Genomic DNA, 18224 nt, shown 5'->3' with positions numbered 1-18224 from the left:
ATATATTTAGGCTATGAACAATAAAATCCCCAATCCAAATACAGTCCACCCGATTGCTGGCTACGACAAGGAAATCTACGTCAAGCCTACCATCAAGAACCCGAACATCATCGTCGGGGATTTTACCTACATCGCCGACTCGGAATTTGAAAGCCACGTGACGCACCATTACGACTTTATCGGCGACAAGCTCATTATCGGGAAGTTCTGCCAGATTGCCGCGGGCGTAGAATTTGTAATGAACGGGGCGAACCACCAGATGAACGCCGTTTCCACATTCCCGTTCTACACGCTAGAAGGCTGGAACATGAAACCGCCTGCCGCTGGCGACATGCCGTTCAAGGGCGATACCGTCATTGGGAACGACGTGTGGATTGGGCAGAACGCGACTATTTTGCCTGGCGTGCATATTGGCGACGGTGCCATCATTGGTGCAAACAGCGTCGTCGGCAGCAACGTGGAACCCTACGCGGTCGTGGTCGGGAATCCTGCTGAAACAATCCGTCACCGCTTTGACGGCGAATTGACTTCGCTGCTGCTAAAGTTCAAATGGTGGGACAAACCCGTTGAAGAAATCAACGCGTTGATTCCCTTGCTGACGAACGGCGATTTGGAGGCCGTAAAGCGGGAGTTGAAAAAAAGGATGGTGTAAGTCCTACATTCTTGCGGCTTTCGCGCGGCGCCTGAAGTGCTCGATGAGCGGGGCAACGGTTTCCTTGAAGTCGTCGTGGGTCTCGATGCGCACGAAGTCAATCGACATGCGTTGGAACAGTTCCTTGGTCGCCTTGCCCTGGCGCTTTGCCTCGCGGGCGAACGCCTCGCGGAATGCCGCATCGCCGGTGTCAATCAATAGTGTTTCGCCCGTCTCGGGGTCTTCGAGCTCCACGAGGCCTGCGGGCGGGAGTTCCATTTCGCGCGGGTCCACCACGGAGACCGCAAGCACGTCGTGGCGCTTGCGAAGAATCTTGAAGGCGTTCTCGAAACCTTCGTCCAGAAAGTCGCTCATCACCACGACCACGGCACGGCGGTTCAGAATCTTGCCTGCATACTCCAGCGCCACCTGCGTGTTCGTGCCGTGGTGCTCCGGCTTAAAATAAAGGATTTCGCGGATGAGTCGCAGCACGTGCTTGCGGCCTTTTTCCGGCGGTATGAACAGTTCGACCTGGTCCGTATAAATTAAAAGCCCCACCTTGTCGTTGTTCTTGATGGCGGCGAAGGCGAGGAGTGCGGTGAGGGTCGCCATGACCTCTCCCTTCATCTGCTTGCCGGAACCGAACTCCGAACTGCTGGACGCGTCGACCATCAAAAGCATGGTCATTTCGCGCTCTTCGATAAACTTCTTCACGTAGGGCGTGCCGGTACGAGCGGTCACGTTCCAGTCGATGGTACGCACGTCGTCGCCCGGCATGTACTCGCGGACCTCGCTGAACTCCATACCGTTTCCCTTGAACGAACTGTGGTAGGCGCCGGTCATCACGGTGTCGAGCGTGCCGCGAACGCTGAGCTCGATGCGGCTGACGGTCTTTAGAACTTCTTTATCAAGCATTATTTTGTCATGCCCGCCTTGATCCTATCGGCCTTTGGCCTCCAGGATGACAGGGCATCTCCATTTTCTCATGTGAATATACAAAATTCGTGCGCGAAAGTCCAAAAAAAGAACTCCCGGCGTAAACCGGGAGCCCTCTAAGGAGAACAACGATTGGAGTACATTCTTAATCGATTAGCCGACGGTCAGCTTGCGGGCTGCGGCCTGGGCCTTCTTCGACAAGTCGAATTTCAAGATGCCGTTTTCGAGCGATACCTTGATGTTCTCGGTGTCGATGTCGTCGGCCAAGCGGAAGCTGCGCTCGAAGGTGAACTTCTCGTCCTTGCTGCGGACACGCGTCGCCTTGACGGTGATGATGTTCTTTTCGACCTGGATGTCCATGTCTTCTTTCTTCACGCCCGGGAGCTCGACTTCCAATGCGAACCCGTTTTCGGTCTCGTAGTAGTCGGCCTTCGGCGTGTAGGTGCATTCGCCCTTGGCGGCTTCGGCGTTGAAGTTGTCAAGGAAGTTCTGGATGCCATAGAATGCGGTCGGGAGAATCTGTGCGTTGATCATAATTTTACCTCTTTTGTTGCGGGCCCTTTTGGCGGGAACCCATTGTTTTTTGTCTTCGCACTACTATAAGCGAACTCCGTGCCAAAACGGGTGACTGATGCATCCGGAAACGAAAATCTGCCATTTTTTGAAGAAAATCGACAGTTTTGCGCTAAAGCCGTGCCAAAACCATGGCAGCCTATTTCATAAAAAAACATGCCGGTTTCACGTGCGAAACGCCGGCATTTATCATTTTGAAAAGTCGCAGAGGTAAAAAAGAAACGGCCCCCCGATGAAGGGGGACCGCTTGGGTTGGTTATGGAGGTACTCTTTAGAACTGTTCGAAGAACTTGCGGACTTCTTCGGGCACCCAGGTTTGTTCCCAGTTCCAGCCGATGCTCATGTTGCCCGTGTCGTGGGCGGTCCACTGGTGGTTTCCGGGCCAGCTGCACCACTTGACGGGGAAGCGTTCGTCCACTTTCTTGAAATCGTAGCACACGTGGCCGGTGTTCCCACTGATTTCCTGCGGTTTTTCGCTGCTCGCGTCGGTGAAGTCGCCGTTCGCGTCGGCCTTGCCGTTCCTCTTCAGGATTCTCGGCAGTGCGCTGTTCTTGGCGCGGTTGTAGTCGCAGCGGTCGTCGTTCACGCCGTGCACGTTCATCCAGGCGATAGGCAGGTTCTTCATCGCGTTACCCTCGGGCAGCCAAATATTGTAGTCGGCCACGGCGTAGGTGGCCGCTGCGCGGACCCGGCTCTGCATGTCCTGCATCAGCGAGTAGCTGAACATGGCTCCGTAGCTGAACCCGGTGATGAACACGCGGCTCGTGTCGATACAGTAGTTCTCGTTCAGGGTGGTGAGTGTCTGGGCGAAAAAGTCATGGTCGGCCTGGCCCTTGCTCCATAGGCCGCCAATCGCATCGAGAGAGACGAAGATGTAGTCGCCGTTCTTGTCGAGCACCTGCTGGCCGTAGTAGGGCGTGGGGTGGTCGTAGTCGGGGTCGTGGTGCACAAAGTCTTCGCCTTTGCTGCCGTAGCAGTGCAGCGCGAATAGCACCTTGTGCGGCTTCTTGTTGTCGTAGTTCTTGGGCAGGGTGACGAAGTAGGTGCGGTTGTCGCTGCCTACCCGGATCTGGAACTGGTCGCCGTTCTCGACGCTCTTGACCTTTTGCAGCTTGGAATTGGAGCCGCAGCCCTTGCTGGGCGTGGGGTCGTTACCGATTGCATAGCCGAACTTGAACTGGGGTGCGGTCTTTACGAGCTTGACATCGAGCGTGGTGTCGAGAGTGCCGAGGGGGACCGTGAGCGTGTCGAAGCCTTCGGCCACGAAGCGGATGGATTCGCTCTGCTGCACCTGTTTCAGGAGGGCGCGGCCTTCGCTGTCGAGGGAATTGGTGTAGGAGCCGTTCGCGTTGAAGCGGAGGGTCTGTGTCGCGCTTCCCAGGGTCACCTTGGCGAAATACGTGCCCTTGGCCTTCACGCCGGAGGTGAGGTCCACCTGGCCTGCGCCATAGAGGGTCTGGGCGAACACCCGGTTTCCGAGCGAGTTGAAAATCATGACCTCGACGGGCTTGCTGCCGCTCTGCGCATAAGAGAGGATTCCGTTGCTTATGCCGATGTAGCCGGCGGTGGCGCCTGTAACCGGCCTGATTCCCGTTTCCTCGTCCTCGTGGATGGTAAACTTGCCCTGGTCGTCGGTCGTAGCGGTCTTGCCTTCCTTGAGGAGGCTCGCTGTGGCGCCCTTGATGGCTTTGCCCTGGTCATCGGAAACGGTTCCCGATACGGTATATGCAGAAACGGTCCCGCAGAATGCGAAGAGGCATGCTGCCGTGAAAAGACTGAAACCCTTGATTGTCATGAACACTCCTTTTCCCAAAAAACTATTAGGAACTACACCTTGCAATAAACTAATCTAAATCGTGACATATGAAATGTCGTGTGCTCGCCCGCCCTATTCATGGATGAATTGTCTACAAAAACAAATTTACAGGGATAAAGAAACGGCCCCCCGATGAAGGGGGACCGCTTGGGTTGGTTATGGAGGTACTCTTTAGAACTGTTCGAAGAACTTGCGGACTTCTTCGGGCACCCAGGTGTTCTGCCAGTTGCCGTTGTCGTAGGCGGTCCACTGGTGCTGACCGTTCCAGCTGCAGAACTTGACCGGGAAGCGTTCGTCGACGGTTGTGAAATCATAGCAGAGGTGGCCGGCGCCGCCGACTTCCTTCGGCTTTTCTGCGCTGGCATCGGTAAAGTTGCCATCTGCATCGGCCTTACCGTTGTTTTTGAGGATGCGCTTGAGTGCACTGTCACGAGCGCGGTTGTATTGGCAGGTGCCGTCGTTCTTGCCGTGCACGGCCATCCAGGCGATAGGCTTGCCCTTGTTCTGCGGCAGGTAGATATTGTAGTCGGCCGTTGCATACACGGCCACGGCGCGCAGGCGGTGCTGCATGTCCTGGGCCATGGAGTTAGTGACCATGGCGCCGAAACTGAAGCCCGTCATGAAGATACGGGTGGTATCGATGCAGTAATTCTCTTCGAGAGTCGTAATCAGCTGGTCAATGAACTTGTGGTCCTTGTCGCTGCTGACACTCCACGGCATGCCATCGGTATCGCCACGCGGGGCGACAAAGATGTAGTTGCCTTCCGTATCAAGCTTCTGCTGGCCGTAGTACGGAGACGGATGGTCCTGGTCCGGATAGTGGTGGACGAAGTCCTCGGCGTTAGAGCCCATGCAGTGCATGGCGAAGAGCAGCTTGTAAGGTTTCTTGTTGTCGTAGTTCTTCGGTAGCGTGATGAAGTATTCGCGGTTGTCGCTGCCCACTCTCATTTCGAAGCGGTCGCCGTTTTCGACGCTCTTGGTCTTCTGCAGCTTTGACGTCGTGCCGCAACCCTTACTCGGGCGCGGGTCGTTCTTCAATGCGTAGCCGAAGGTGAACTGTTCTTCGCCGCTGGTTATCTTGTTGAGGAAAATGTTGAGATTCGTGTCGAGCGTGCTGAGCGCCATGGAGAGCGTGTCGTAGCCGTCGGCGGAGATGATGAGTTTTTCTCCCGGTTGGACTTCCTTCAGCAGGGCACGGCCTTTGCTATCGAAGGAATTGGTGTAGGTTCCGTTTGCGCTGAAGCGGATGGTCTGCTTCACGCTGCCCATGGAAACCTTCGCAAAGTAGGTTCCTTTCGCCTTCACTCCGGAGGAAAGGTCCACCTGGCCTGCGCCATAGAGGGTCTGGCCAAACACGTTGTTGCCCATGGCGTCAAAAATCTTGACCTGGATGGGGTTGCTCCCGTTCTGGGAGTAAGAGAGGATTCCCGAATTGATGCTGATGTAGCCTGGGGCCTGCATGGGGTGCAGCGCGTCGGGCGGCGGGGTAATTGTATCCTGTTCGTCTTCGTGAATGGTGAACTTGCCTTCCGCATCTGTTGTCGCGGTCTTGTTCTCCTTGAGAAGCTGGACCTTGGCTCCGCTGATGGCGGGGCCGTTTTTGCTACCGTCGGTGACGGTGCCGCTTAGGGTGTATGCGGATGCGGCAGATACCGCGAGGGCTACTCCAATAACCAGAAGATTCTTCATCTTCAACTCTCCTTTTTTTAGAATATCCCAATACTCCACCCTCAAATCTACCCATATTTATGTTTAAATCCACCGCATGTAAATTTTAGTTTATGGATAAATTGTCCACGTTATTTTGAGAATCGAAACGCGAAAAAATGAAAAACATGAAAAAAAGAACGCCGCTTTTTCCGGCGTTCCTGAATTTTTTTTTGGTGCCTTGGAACTAGTCCAGCTTGCCCTGGTACAGGTCGAGCACCTTACGGGCGAGCAGGCTTGTGTATTTCGCGTTCACGAGCGTTACCTGCGCCTTCTCGAGGTTGTTCTTCTGGGTGAGGTAGTCGGTGTAGGTGAGTGCGCCCGCGCCCCGCTGTTCCTCGGCGACTTGGAGTGCCTCGTTCTCGGCTTCCACCTGGAGGATTGCCGCCTTCCACTGCATGTCGGCGCTCACCGCGTTCAGGTAGAGCTTCTCGATGTTGTTCTCGAGGTTCTTTGCGGTCTCTTGCATGCCGAGCTGCGCTTCCGATTCGCTGACCTGCGCGAGGAGCACCTTGTTGCTTGTGGACCCACCGTCGTAAATGGGGATGTTGATGCCGAGCGATACGGAATTCTGCCAGCCGTACTTGAGCTGGTCGCCGTATGCGCCCGACTCCCAAGCCTGGAGGCCCGTGCTGGAGTTTGCGCCGAGCGTTACCGTGATGGAACTTCCCTTGCCCGCAACCTCGGTGTTCTTCTTCGCCGCGCGAACCGAGACGCTATCGGACTTGAGGCCCGGGTGCTGCTCCCTGACCGCCTTCTTGAGGTCGGCGAGCGCGGGTAGCGGTTCGAGCGAGTCGGGGGAGGCGATGGAAGATTCCGGCGCGGAGATGTCGAATTCGGCGTCGTCGCCCAGTTCCAGCAGCTGCCGGAGCGTTGTCTTCGCGGTACTTACCGCAAGCTGCGCCGAGAGTTGCGCCACCTGCTTCTGCAGCACGTTGGACTGGCTCTGCGTGAGGTCCTTCTTGGTGATGGAACCCGCCTCGAAAAGCTTGCCGTAGTGCTCGAATTCCGCCTGCGAGAGTTCCACGGATGCGTCTGCGGTACGGAGGTTCTCCTGTGCGGCGAGGAGGCTCATGTAGGCGTTCAGCACGCCTTCCTGGATGCTGCGTTCGGTCTGCTTTGTGGCGAGTGCGGCGGACTGCTTCTTGAGCTGGTTCACTTCGACGGTGGCGCCGCTCACCCCGCCGTCCCAAAGCGTGTACGAGCCCGAAATTCCGAGGCTCAGGCGGTAGTGGTCTTCGTTGTGGACAAAGGGGTGGTCGTAGAGCGTGTTCTGGATGCTGGCCGAAACGGTGGGGCGGTTGCCGATGCTTGCCTGCTTGATGTTGATTTCGGCCTGCTGTTCGCGGAGTTTCGCGGTCTCGAGCGAGAGGCTCTTTTCCTTCGCCTGCTTGAGGCATGCGTCAAGCGTCCAGGTGTCGGCCTGGGCGAGGGTTGCCGTCATGAGGGTCGCGAGAATGATAGCCTTTCTGTTGTTCATGCCATTTAGATGCGCGGATGCAACGGTGCGTTGCGTGTCCGGGGTGTATAAGATAAAAAAAACAGAAACGGAAAAGGCCCGGACGATGCCGGACCTCTTCGAGTGGACGGTACTGGATTTGAACCAGTGACCTCTGCCGTGTGAAAGCAGCGCTCTAAACCAACTGAGCTAACCGTCCAAAATGGTAGCGCAAATATAAAAAAGGTGCTTGACCTTGTCAAGGGGTGACTACAGGTACTTGTCCTCGGCGCCGCGGAGGATGGTAAGGAACTCGGCCGGGGTCTTGGCGGCGATGAGGTCCTTGCGCACGTTGCCGTCGGCCAGGAGGCGGCTTACGGAAGACAGCGCCTTGAGGTGGGGGCCCACGGTGTTGCCCGGGCTCACGATGAGGATGAGCAGGTAGACCGGTTCGCCGTCGAAGGAAGCGAAGTCGAGACCGTTCTCGACAGTGGCGGCCACCATGCACATGCGGTCTACATAGTCGATCTTTGCATGGGGGACGGCCAGCCCGCAACCGATACCGGTGGAGCGACTCTGCTCGCGGTTCCAGACGGCTTCGAAAATCTCGTCGCGGTGTTCAAGTTTGTAGGCGCTGCAGAGCGTGTCGACGAGCTCGTTGAGGATGTCCTCCTTCGTCTTGCTCGCAGAGTTGATCAAGATGCAGTTGTCTACGAATCTTTCAGAAAGTCGCATTTTGTTTTTCCTTATTCTATCCCACCAAACTTATATTTTAGAAAAATTTAACACAAATTTCGAGATTGTATTCATAAAATAATTTTTGGACCCTGCGAAGAGGGGCCGAAATGTCGAATTATTAGAATTTTGACAGCAAATCTGCAGTTTCGAAAGGCGAATTCAGGTTTTCGAGTTCCCTGATGGCCTTTTCCATGCGCGCGACGTCCACCTGGCCGGGGGCCTGCGCCTGCCCGATTGACCCGTAGGTGAGGTTCGCCCCCTCCTTGAGCGACCAGATGCGGCTCGCCTTGCCCGTTTCGCCCATCCCGAACGCGGCGAAGAGCTCGAAATTCTGCGAATGGATGCGCGCGAACTTGTACAGGCGCTCGCAGTCGGTTTCGCTGTTGCTCATGGCGGCAATCTTCAGGCCGTCGGCCTTCATGCGCAGGCAGTCGCGGGCGAAGTCGTCCAGTTCCTGCAGGTTCGGAATGCGCAAAAAATTGTGCTGCGATACGAGAATCTTTGTCTTGCGGAGGTCGGCGAGATTCTTGAGGTTCTTGAAGTCGTACAGGCAGTCCTGCTCCAGGTCGAGCCATTCGGGCACATCGCCTTCGGCAAGAATCTTTGACCAGAGCGGGATGCGCGAGTACGCGTCCTTGTCGGGGAACCTGCCGCCGTCCCGTTCCAGGCGGATGGTGCCTACCTGCATGGCGCCCGGGGCAATCTTCTTCACGCGCCTTGAAAGCGCGGGCCATTCCTTTTCGGGAAAGAAGTCGTAGCGGATTTCGAGCGCGTTGCATGCCTCGATGTCCAGGAACACGGGGTTCATGGAGTCTTCTTCGATGGCGGAGAGGACTTCGGGGCCGATGAGGCCGACCAGGATTTTTTCGTTGCTCGCGGGCATACGTTAAATATAGGAATTTGGCGCTTTACAATCCGTGCTTTCGGGACGATAATAAAATGAAATTTCTAAATTATACCCGAACAAAAAGGATTTATTATGGCCGATTGCAACGAAAAGAAAGAAAACCAGACTCCGGAAATGATGAAGAAGGCGGAAGAATTCCTCGCCTCCAAGCGCCGCATCTTCTTGTGGGGCGGCGTCGATGACGAGAGCGCCGAACGCATCGTGAAGCAGCTCCTGTACCTGGATTCCCTGAACCACGAAGACATCGTGTTCTTCATCAACAGCCCGGGCGGCGTGATTTCTAGCGGTCTCGCCATCTACGACTGCATGAACGCCATCCAGAGCGACGTCGTGACGGTCTGCTGCGGCCAGGCTGCTTCGATGGGGGCGGTCCTCCTCACTGCCGGTGCGAAGGGCAAGCGCGTTGCATGGCCGAACGCCCGCATCATGATTCACCAGCCGCTCATTCACGGCGAGATTGTGGCTCCCGCGAGCGACATCCAGATCCAGGCCGAAGAAATGCTGCGTATCCGCGGCATCACGGGCAAGATCCTTGCCGAGACCTCGGGCCACACGATCGAGGAAATCGACCGCGACACCGAACGCGACAACTTCATGAGTGCCGAAGAGGCCAAGGCCTACGGCCTGGTCGACAAGGTCGAGAGCCTCGTCTAACGGCGCGTTAAAGGATTCTAGAAATGGGCCTGTTTTCTGCCATCAAGAGCGGTCTTGCAAAGACGCGCGACGCCCTCATGGGCGAACTCAAGGGCATTGTCGGCGCGGGCAAGATTACCGACGACACGCTCGAGGAACTCGAGGAACACCTGATCAAGGCAGACGTGGGCGTGGAAGCCGCGTTCCTGCTGACGGATGCCCTCCGTGAACAGGCGCTGGGCAAGTCGCTCACCACCGAGCAGGTGCTCGACATCATGCGGAGCGAGGCGGAGCGCTTATTGAAGGACCCGCCGCCGTTTGAACTCAAGGGCAAGCCGCACGTGGTTCTCGTGATTGGCGTGAACGGCGCCGGCAAGACGACTACGATTGGCAAGCTCGCCGCCCGCTGGATAGGCGAAGGCAAGAAGGTGATGATTGCGGCCTGCGACACGTTCCGCGCCGCGGCCATCGAACAGCTGGAAACATGGGCGCAGCGTAGCGGTGCAGAATTCGTGAAGCACCAGGAAGGGAGTGACCCGGCAGCCGTCGCGTTTGACGCGTGCCAGGCCGCCGTCGCCCGCGGGTGCGACGTGGTGCTGATTGATACCGCCGGCCGCCTGCACAACAAGGACTACCTGATGGAAGAGCTCAAGAAGATAGTCCGCGTGGTGAAAAAGGTGAACCCGGATTTTCCGCACGACATGTGGCTCGTGATTGACGGCAATACCGGACAGAATACCATCAACCAGACGAAGATTTTCAACCAGAGCTTCCCCCTGACGGGCCTCGTGGTCACCAAGCTCGACGGGACTGCGCGTGGAGGTGCCGTGCTCAGCATCGCAAGTTCGCTCCAGATTCCCATCCGCTGGATTGGCATGGGCGAGCGCATCGACCAGCTGGTGCCCTTCAGCAAGGCCGAATACGTGGAAGGCCTTTTCGAGAACGCGCTGGAAGAGAAAAACTGACGGAGCGGATTGCGATGGCGTTGCCGGTGCGAAAATTCCTTGTTCCTCTATGCTGCGCATTTGCGCTCCTGGCGGGCTGCTCCGACGATGCCCCTTCGGTCGATAAGAAACTGGTGAAGGCGTTCGTCGAGGTGCGGATGGCCGAACAGGCCTATGGCAAGGAGGCTCCGAACGTGAGACTGGCGCGCCGGACTATCCTTCAGAAATACGGCTACGACACGGAGTCGTTTGCGGCTGCCTGCGACAAGGTGCTTGAAAATCCCGAAAGCTGGGTCCCGTTCCAGCAGGCCGTGGTGGAACATGTCGATTCCCTGCTTGGGATTCCGAAACAGCCCAAGGATGACAAGAAAAAGGGGAAGAAAAAGTGAGCCCGCGCCGCCTCTCCATCGCTGGCCTCGTCTGTGCGGTTCTGCTGGTCCTTTCGGTTCCGGCATTGTCAGCCGTGCCCATGCAGAAGCCCCAAGTCCATTGGATGAGCTATTCCAAGGCCCTCGAAAAGGCGAAACAGAATCCGAAGCTCATCTTCGTGGACCTGTATGCGGACTGGTGTCTCCCTTGCCGAGTCATGGATGCGAACGTCTATTCCGACTCGACGGTCGCCTCTCTCCTGAACGGCAAGTTCTATGCGGTGAAGCTTGACGTGGAATCCAAGGAAAAGATTACGTGTGACGGCGAGCATAAGATTGTGAAGGATTGCATGACCCAGGTGTGGGAATTGAGCACTTTGCCGTCGTTCGTGCTGCTCGCTCCCAAGGGGCTTTCTATATTGACAGTGACGGATTCCATGAGTCCGCAGGAAATGCAGTCTCTCCTGTACCAGTTTTTGGCGAAGGAAGAGGAATGGAGCAAGCGATGAACGAACAGGTCCTTTTTTACATACAGGTTGCCTACTGGGTGCTGTTCTTCTTGCTTGCGCTTTGTTACGGGATATTCCCGGTGACGCTCCCGTTCGTGAGTGAACTGTTCAAACGCCGCCGTCGCCACATAGACGAACATTTCGAATTGCCGAATGTCTCGCTCCTCATATCTGCGTTCAACGAGGAAGGCGTCATCGAGAGGAAAATCCAGAATATCCTCGAAATCGACTATCCCAAGGAAAAACTCGAGGTGCTGATTGGCGACGATGGCTCTGCCGACCGCACCGCGGAGATTGTCGCGCGCTACGCCGACAAGGGCATTACCCTCGTGAAGGCGCCGAAGAACGCGGGCAAGGCGGCGATGCTCAACCGTCTGCAGAAAATTGCGAAGGGCGATATCCTTGTATTCTGTGACGCGAACACGATGTTTTTCCCGAACGTGGTCCGCAAGTTGGTGGAACCCTTCAAGGACAAGAAAATCGGTTGCACCTGCGGTCACCTGATTCTTTCGGACAAGAGCGGGACCATGCTTGGACAGGGCGAAAGTTCGTACTGGGACCTGGAATCCGAAATCAAGAAATTCGAGGGGATCCTGGACCGGCTCATCGGCGGTAACGGCGCCCTCTATGCCATCCGCCGGGAACTCTATACGGAACTGCCCGTAAAGAAGAGCGTCATGGACGACTTCTTCATTACGACGAAGATTCTCCAGAAAGGTTATTTCTGCACGTTTGTCGCGAGCGCCATCGGAACGGAGCAGACGTCGAAGGAAGGGAGCGGCGAGTTCCGCCGCAAGGTGCGTATCGGGCGGGCGAACTTCAACTACCTGCTTTCTTACCTGCCGCTCCTGAACCCGTTCAGGCCGCTGCTTGCCTACCTCTTCTTTTCGCACAAGATTCTGCGCTGGTTCTCCCCGCATATCATTATCCTCCTGTTCGTGCTGAATGCACTGCTGCTACCCCTGGGCTTGTTTTACCAGGTGTCGTTCGGTCTCCTTGTGCTCGCGTTCCTCATTTGCGTCACTAAGGCCGTGCCCAGCGCCTATTATTTCATGTCGATGAATTTCGCTCTCCTCAAGGGGTTCTTCCTTTCGTTCTCCCGCGAAAAGAGCGGCGGCTGGGCTCGCGAAGCCCGCAGCGACGAGTAGCTTATGAAAAAATTCCTGACTGCTATTTTGTTTGCGATTGCGTTTGCCGCGATTCCGGCGAACGCCTTCACGATGGATGTTCAGGGTGGAGTTGTAAACCATGTGAGTGAACTCTCGAAGTTCAACATGAGCTTTTACGGGCACCTGTGGTATCCTATCGACCAGATGCTCTTTGTGGGGTTTGGCGGCGGCTACCAGGAGCTTGATAACGTGGGCTATGTCCCTCTTTCCGGTAGCCTCTGGGTGCGCCTTCCTTTTGGGCGGCAGGTGATGCCGGTCGCGACGGGCGATATCGGATACATGATAGGTGAGCGCCACCAGATGTTCTGGCGTGCGTGCGGTGGCGTCGATATCAAGAACGGCGACTATTCTTCCATCCTGGTCATGGGCGGTTACGAATTTCTCAACCACGATGGGCACGGGTACGCCTTCTTGCAGATAGGTGTCCTGATAGAGCTGTAGCGAGATTGCCTTCCCGTTTTTGCAAACCGGAATCTGTTTGCACGAAAAAAGCCCCCTTTCGGGGGCTTCCTGATAATTGCGATAAGCGTTATTACAGCACGCCGTGAGCCTGGCGGGCGATCACGTCGAGCTGCTGTTCGCGCGTAAGCTTGATGAAACGCACCGCATAGCCGGATACGCGGATAGTGAAGTTCTGGTATTCTTCCTTCTCCGGGTGCTCCATCGCGTCCTTCAGCTTTTCGATGCCGAACACGTTCACGTTCAGGTGGTGGCTGCTCTTGCCGAAGTAGCCGTCGAGCACCTGCATGAGCTTTTCCGTGCGTTCGGTGTCATTGCTTCCGAGTGCGGCGGGGTTGATGGTCTGCGTATTGCTGATGCCGTCGAGGGCGTATTCATAGGGGAGTTTCGCCACCGAGTTGAGGCTTGCCAGCAGGCCGTTCTTTTCGGCTCCGTAGCTCGGGTTCGCACCCGGGGAGAGCGGTTCGCCTGCCTTGCGTCCGTCTGGGAGCGTGCCAGTCGCCTTGCCATAGACAACGTTGCTTGTGATAGTGAGGATGCTGGTTGTCGGCTCGGACTTGCGGTACGTGGGGTTCTGGCGGATTTTCGCCATGAACGTCTTGAGCAACCACACGGCGATATCGTCGGCGCGGTCGTCGTCGTTTCCGTAACGCGGAAAATCGCCTTCGATCTGGAAATCCTGGGCGAGGCCCGTTTCCTTGTCGCGGATGACCTTCACCTTTGCATACTTCACGGCGCAGAGGCTGTCGACCACGTGGCTGAAACCTGCAATGCCGGTCGCGAACGTACGGCGCACGTCGGTATCGATGAGTGCCATCTCGGCTGCCTCGTAGTAGTACTTGTCGTGCATGTAGTGGATGAGGTTCAGCGTGTTCACGTACAGGCGGGCAAGCCAGTCGAGGTAGAGGTCGAACTTGTGCACCAGCTCGTCGTAGTCGAGGTATTCGCTCGTGATGGGCGGGTACTCGGGGCCAATCTGCTGCCCCTTGCAAATCGCTTCGTCCTTGCCTCCGTTGATGGCGTAGAGGAGCGTCTTCGCGAGGTTCGCACGGGCACCGAAGAACTGCATTTCCTTGCCGGTCTGCGTGGCGGACACGCAGCAGCAGATGCTGTAGTCGTCGCCCCAGATGGGGCGCATCGTGTCGTCGTTCTCGTACTGGATGGCGCTTGTCTTCACCGAGATTTCGGCGGCGAACTTCTTGAAGTTCTCGGGCAGGCGCGGGCTGTAGAGCACCGTGAGGTTCGGTTCGGGCGAGGGGCCCATGTTCACGAGCGTGTGGAGGAATCGGTAGTCCGTCTTCGTTACCATGTGGCGTCCGTCCTGGCCGATACCTGCGACTTCGAGGGTTGCCCACACCGGGTCACCGCTGAAGAGTTCGTTGTAGCTCGTGATGCGGGCGAACTTCACCATGCGGAGCTTCATCACGAAGTGGTCGACGAGTTCCTGGGCTTCCTCTTCGGTGAGGATTCCTTTCTGCATGTCGCGGTTGATGTAGATGTCGAGGAACGTGGAAACGCGACCCACGCTCATGGCGGCGCCGTTCTGTGTCTTGATGGCGGCGAGGTATCCGAAGTAGAGCCACTGCACGGCTTCGCGGGCGGTCTTCGCGGGCTGCGAGATGTCGTAGCCGTAGATCTTTGCCATTTCTTTCATGCCCTGGAGCGCCTTGATCTGTTCGGCGAGTTCTTCGCGCTGGCGGACGACTTCTTCGGACATGTCGGTCTCGTCGGTGAGGGCCTTGTCGGCCATCTTCTTCTCGATGAGGTAGTCGATGCCGTAGAGTGCCACGCGGCGGTAATCGCCCACGATTCGACCGCGACCGTAGGTGTCCGGAAGCCCGGTGATGATGTGCGCCTTGCGGGCCGCGCGCATGGCCGGGGTGTACGCGTCGAACACGCCCTGGTTGTGCGTCTTGTGGTAGTCCGTGAAGATGTGGTGCAGTTCTTCGCTCGGCGTGTAGCCGTAGTTCTTGCACGATTCTTCGGCCATCTTGATGCCGCCGAACGGCATGAACGCACGCTTCAGGGGCTTGTCCGTCTGCAGGCCCACGATCTTTTCGAGGTCCTTCATGGCGTCGTCGATGTAGCCTGCCTTGTGGCTCGTGAGGCTGGAAACCACGTCGGTGTCCATGTCGAGCACGCCGCCCTTTGCAATCTCTTGCTTCTGTAAGTCTTGGACCTTGTTCCAGAGCTTGTTTGTAGCGTCTGTCGGCCCTACGAGGAACGACTTGTCCCCGTCATATTGCTTGTAGTTCTTCTGGATAAACAGGCGGACGTTGATGTCCTCTTTCCAGCGCTGGCCTACGAAGCCATCCCATTCTTCCTTGACAATCATGCTTTACCTTCTTTGCATCCTTATTCAAAAAGTCCTTGTTTTTTCCAAATTTACCAAAAAAGAAAGGGCAGTTCTGGGGTGTTACGGGCCTTGCTTCTCGGTTTTCTTGTTTTTGTAATTATTACAAATATAAACAATAAATTATAAATTTGCAACCGGTAAATGTCTTTTTTTTGTAACTTGTTGAACCATAATGATATATTGAAATGCGAAGTTTTGGATGTGCGATACTGTTGATACAGTCTGGTTTGGAAATTTACGTTTTTTTTACGTTGAGAGGAAAAAAAATGTGTATTTTTAAGGCATACTAAATGTTCTCCTCCTAAAGGAATCCCTGGACTTGTCCGGGGGTTTCTTTTTTTGGGATGAAATTTCTATCTTTGTGCCGAAAAATAAAAGGGACACATTATGCCTACTATGACTTCTGCGCAGGTGCGCGAATCTTTCATCAAGTTCTTTGAATCCAAGGGCCACCTCTTCGTGCGTTCTTCGCCGGTGGTCCCGCATGACGACCCGACGCTCATGTTCACGAACGCGGGCATGAACCAGTTCAAGGCAATTTTCCTTGGCGACAATCCGAAGGGCTGGAAACGCGTATGCAACAGCCAGAAGTGCCTCCGCGTGTCCGGTAAGCACAACGACCTCGACGTGGTGGGCCGCGACAACTACCACCACACCTTCTTCGAAATGCTCGGTAACTGGAGCTTCGGCGACTACTACAAGAAAGAAGCCATCGCCTGGGCTTGGGAACTTTTGACCGAAGTTTGGAAGCTCCCGAAGGAACGCCTGTTTGCCACCGTGTACCAGGACGATGACGAAGCCTGGCAGATTTGGAAGGACGTGTCCGGCCTCCCGGACGATCGCATCATGCGCTTTGATGCCCACAGCAACTTCTGGGAAATGGGCGACACCGGTCCGTGCGGCCCCTGCTCCGAAATCCATTACGACCGCGGCGACCTCGCTACCCAGGCCGAAACGTTCAAGGACCCCATCAAGGGCGTGAACGGCGAAAACGACCGCTATATTGAAATTTGGAACAACGTGTTCATGCAGTACGAACGCGTGAGCGACGGCAGCCTCATTCCGCTGAAGGCTAAGAACGTCGATACCGGTATGGGTTTCGAACGTATCTGCGCTATTCTGCAGGGCAAGACCAGCAACTACGACACCGACGTGTTCACCCCGATTATCGCAAAGATTGCTGAACTCAGTGGCGTTCCGTACAACGATGGCGAAGCCGGCACCCCGCACCGCGTGATTGCCGACCACATCCGCGCCATTTCTTTCGCTATTGCCGATGGCGCACTCCCGAGCAACGAAGGCCGTGGCTACGTGCTCCGCCGCATCCTTCGCCGCGCCAGCCGCTTTGCCCGCCTGCTCGGCCAGAAGAAACCGTTCATTTGCCAGCTCGTGCAGGTGCTCGCTGACACGATGGGCGATGCCTTCCCGGAAATCCGCGAACGCAAGGAATTCGTCGCAAGCGTGATCAAGAGCGAAGAAGAAAGCTTTATCCGCACGCTCGACGCCGGCCTCGAACGCTTCGCTGCCATCTCCGCCGACCTCAAGAAGGGCGACAAGATTCCGGGCGACAAGGTGTTCCTCCTCTACGATACCTACGGATTCCCGCCGGACCTCACCGGCATCCTCGCCGAAGAAAAGGGCCTTGCGATCGACGAAGAAGGCTACAACAAGTGCATGGAAGAACAGAAGGCCCGCGCCCGCGCCAACATGAAGCAGGGCATCAACACCATGGGTACCGAAGGCTGGACGCAGTACAGCGAAGAAAGCACCAAATTCGTGGGTTACGAACTCTCCGCTTGTGAAACGAAGGTTGTCCGCTGGCGCGAAGACAAGGGCGTGCTCAGCATCGTTCTTGAAACTTCTCCGTTCTACGCCGAAATGGGCGGCCAGGTCGGCGACAAGGGTACGCTCGTTTCCGGCGACCTCGAAATTGACGTGTTCGACACCGTGAAGGTGAACGACACCGCCCTCTGCCGCGGTAAGGTGAAGAAGGGTACGGCCAACGAAGAGACGATGAGCGCCGTGTTCATGGCAACCGTCGACAACGACCGCCGTAACGATATTCGCAAGAACCACTCCGCCACTCACTTGCTGCAAGCCGCTCTCCGCCAGGTGCTCGGCACTCACGTGCAGCAGCAGGGTAGCTTCGTTTCGAACGAACTCCTCCGCTTCGACTTCAGCCACTTCAACGCGATGACCGCCGAGGAAATCCAGAAGGTCGAAGACATCGTGAACGCGAAGGTGATGGAATGCTTGCCGGTCAACACCCAGGTGATGGGGGTTGATGAAGCGAAGGCAAGCGGTGCCATGGCTCTGTTCGGCGAAAAGTATGGCGACGAAGTCCGCGTCGTGAAGATGGGCTGCGCAAACGAAGAATTCTCCAAGGAACTCTGCGGTGGCTTGCATGTGCAGAACACCGGTAACATCGGCCTCGTGAAGATTATCTCTGAATCTAGCGTGTCCGCTGGCGTGCGCCGTATTGAAGCAGTCTCTGGCCGTGGCGCGCTCTCGCTGCTCCGCGCCGGTACGCAGATTTTGACCGCTCTCCGCGAACAGCTCCGCTGCAAGGACGTCGAAGTTCTCGACCGCATCCAGCAGACCTTCTCCAAGACGCAGAGCCTCGAGAAGAGCCTGCAGTCCGTGAAGCTCGAACTTGCGACCCTCATTGCGGCCGAAGTGTTGAACGGTGGCATCAACGTGATGGGCGTGAACCTGTTTGTGCGCGAACTCAACATGCCCGAAGACAAGTACAAGGACTTGCTCGACGGCATCCAGAACAAGCTTGCAACCGACAGCGTTGCCGTGATTGCGAACAAGGTGAACGGTAACGGAAGCATCGCCGTGATGGTGGGCAAGGACGTTCAGGCCAAGGGCATCAAGGCCGGAGACCTCGTCAAGGACCTTGCCGCTGCTTGCGGTGGCCGCGGCGGTGGACGCCCGGACCGCGCTCAGGCCGGCACCAAGGAAGTCGACAAGATTGCCGGTGCCATTGCGAACGCCAACAACTGGATTCGCGCGAAGCTCGGCGCCTAATAAGGCT

16 protein-coding genes and 1 tRNA gene are annotated in these 18224 nt (G+C 56.4%); 8 read left to right on the top strand and 9 right to left on the bottom strand.

Features of this window, described 5'->3' with window-relative positions:
- The first annotated feature begins 13 nt into the window (after positions 1-13).
- Positions 14-652: a CatB-related O-acetyltransferase gene (locus tag B4B27_RS09820; protein ID WP_173381137.1), complete on the top strand. Its 639-nt coding sequence runs from the start codon at positions 14-16 to the stop codon at positions 650-652.
- Between the two features lie 3 nt (positions 653-655).
- Here B4B27_RS09820 and B4B27_RS09815 read toward each other — a convergent pair whose 3' ends face one another.
- From B4B27_RS09815 to B4B27_RS09780, 8 genes are all read right to left on the bottom strand, one after another.
- Positions 656-1546 (bottom strand): DUF58 domain-containing protein, encoded by an 891-nt coding sequence (locus B4B27_RS09815; protein WP_290726104.1) that lies wholly within the window; start codon positions 1544-1546, stop codon positions 656-658.
- Between the two features lie 174 nt (positions 1547-1720).
- Positions 1721-2101, bottom strand: coding sequence for an Hsp20/alpha crystallin family protein (locus tag B4B27_RS09810; protein WP_173381139.1), 381 nt, complete (start codon positions 2099-2101; stop codon positions 1721-1723).
- Between the two features lie 310 nt (positions 2102-2411).
- On the bottom strand, positions 2412-3935 hold the full coding sequence (locus tag B4B27_RS09805; protein ID WP_290726102.1) for a T9SS type A sorting domain-containing protein: 1524 nt from the start codon (positions 3933-3935) through the stop codon (positions 2412-2414).
- 192 nt (positions 3936-4127) lie between these two features.
- Positions 4128-5645: a T9SS type A sorting domain-containing protein gene (locus B4B27_RS09800; protein WP_290726099.1), complete on the bottom strand. Its 1518-nt coding sequence runs from the start codon at positions 5643-5645 to the stop codon at positions 4128-4130.
- Between the two features lie 205 nt (positions 5646-5850).
- Positions 5851-7143, bottom strand: coding sequence for a TolC family protein (locus tag B4B27_RS09795; protein WP_290726097.1), 1293 nt, complete (start codon positions 7141-7143; stop codon positions 5851-5853).
- A 103-nt stretch (positions 7144-7246) separates the two neighbouring features.
- Positions 7247-7321 (bottom strand) — tRNA-Val (locus B4B27_RS09790).
- Between the two features lie 50 nt (positions 7322-7371).
- Positions 7372-7836 (bottom strand): PTS sugar transporter subunit IIA, encoded by a 465-nt coding sequence (locus tag B4B27_RS09785; protein WP_173366093.1) that lies wholly within the window; start codon positions 7834-7836, stop codon positions 7372-7374.
- Between the two features lie 121 nt (positions 7837-7957).
- Entirely contained in the window at positions 7958-8722 is a 765-nt protein-coding gene (locus tag B4B27_RS09780; RefSeq protein ID WP_290726095.1) for a type I 3-dehydroquinate dehydratase, read from the bottom strand.
- A gap of 96 nt (positions 8723-8818) precedes the next feature.
- Between B4B27_RS09780 and B4B27_RS09775 the strand changes: the two genes are divergently transcribed.
- From B4B27_RS09775 to B4B27_RS09750, 6 genes are read left to right on the top strand one after another with little or no spacing between them, the layout of a single operon-like run.
- Positions 8819-9400: an ATP-dependent Clp protease proteolytic subunit gene (locus tag B4B27_RS09775; RefSeq protein ID WP_072809322.1), complete on the top strand. Its 582-nt coding sequence runs from the start codon at positions 8819-8821 to the stop codon at positions 9398-9400.
- 23 nt (positions 9401-9423) lie between these two features.
- The gene (ftsY, locus tag B4B27_RS09770) at positions 9424-10344 is read left to right on the top strand and encodes a signal recognition particle-docking protein FtsY (RefSeq protein ID WP_290726093.1); all 921 of its coding nucleotides are present in this window, start codon (positions 9424-9426) and stop codon (positions 10342-10344) included.
- Positions 10345-10358: 14 nt separating this feature from the next.
- Positions 10359-10712, top strand: a complete 354-nt coding sequence (locus tag B4B27_RS09765) for a hypothetical protein (protein WP_290726091.1) — start codon at positions 10359-10361, stop codon at positions 10710-10712.
- Entirely contained in the window at positions 10709-11200 is a 492-nt protein-coding gene (locus tag B4B27_RS09760; protein ID WP_290726090.1) for a thioredoxin family protein, read from the top strand. Before B4B27_RS09765 ends, B4B27_RS09760 begins: the two co-directional genes overlap by 4 nt.
- The gene (locus tag B4B27_RS09755; protein WP_173366089.1) at positions 11197-12348 is read left to right on the top strand and encodes a glycosyltransferase family 2 protein; all 1152 of its coding nucleotides are present in this window, start codon (positions 11197-11199) and stop codon (positions 12346-12348) included. The genes B4B27_RS09760 and B4B27_RS09755 overlap by 4 nt, the downstream gene beginning before the upstream one ends.
- 3 nt (positions 12349-12351) lie before the next feature.
- Positions 12352-12810 (top strand): hypothetical protein, encoded by a 459-nt coding sequence (locus B4B27_RS09750; RefSeq protein WP_290726087.1) that lies wholly within the window; start codon positions 12352-12354, stop codon positions 12808-12810.
- A 91-nt stretch (positions 12811-12901) separates the two neighbouring features.
- Here B4B27_RS09750 and pflB read toward each other — a convergent pair whose 3' ends face one another.
- On the bottom strand, positions 12902-15163 hold the full coding sequence (gene pflB / locus B4B27_RS09745) for a formate C-acetyltransferase (RefSeq protein WP_173382905.1): 2262 nt from the start codon (positions 15161-15163) through the stop codon (positions 12902-12904).
- Between the two features lie 408 nt (positions 15164-15571).
- Between pflB and alaS the strand changes: the two genes are divergently transcribed.
- Positions 15572-18217, top strand: a complete 2646-nt coding sequence (gene alaS, locus B4B27_RS09740; RefSeq protein WP_290726084.1) for an alanine--tRNA ligase — start codon at positions 15572-15574, stop codon at positions 18215-18217.
- Positions 18218-18224: the final 7 nt, after the last annotated feature.

This window comes from Fibrobacter sp. UBA2449, from assembly GCF_002342555.1.
Lineage (GTDB): Bacteria > Fibrobacterota > Fibrobacteria > Fibrobacterales > Fibrobacteraceae > Fibrobacter.
This window is presented reverse-complemented; position numbering and strand designations above follow the sequence as displayed.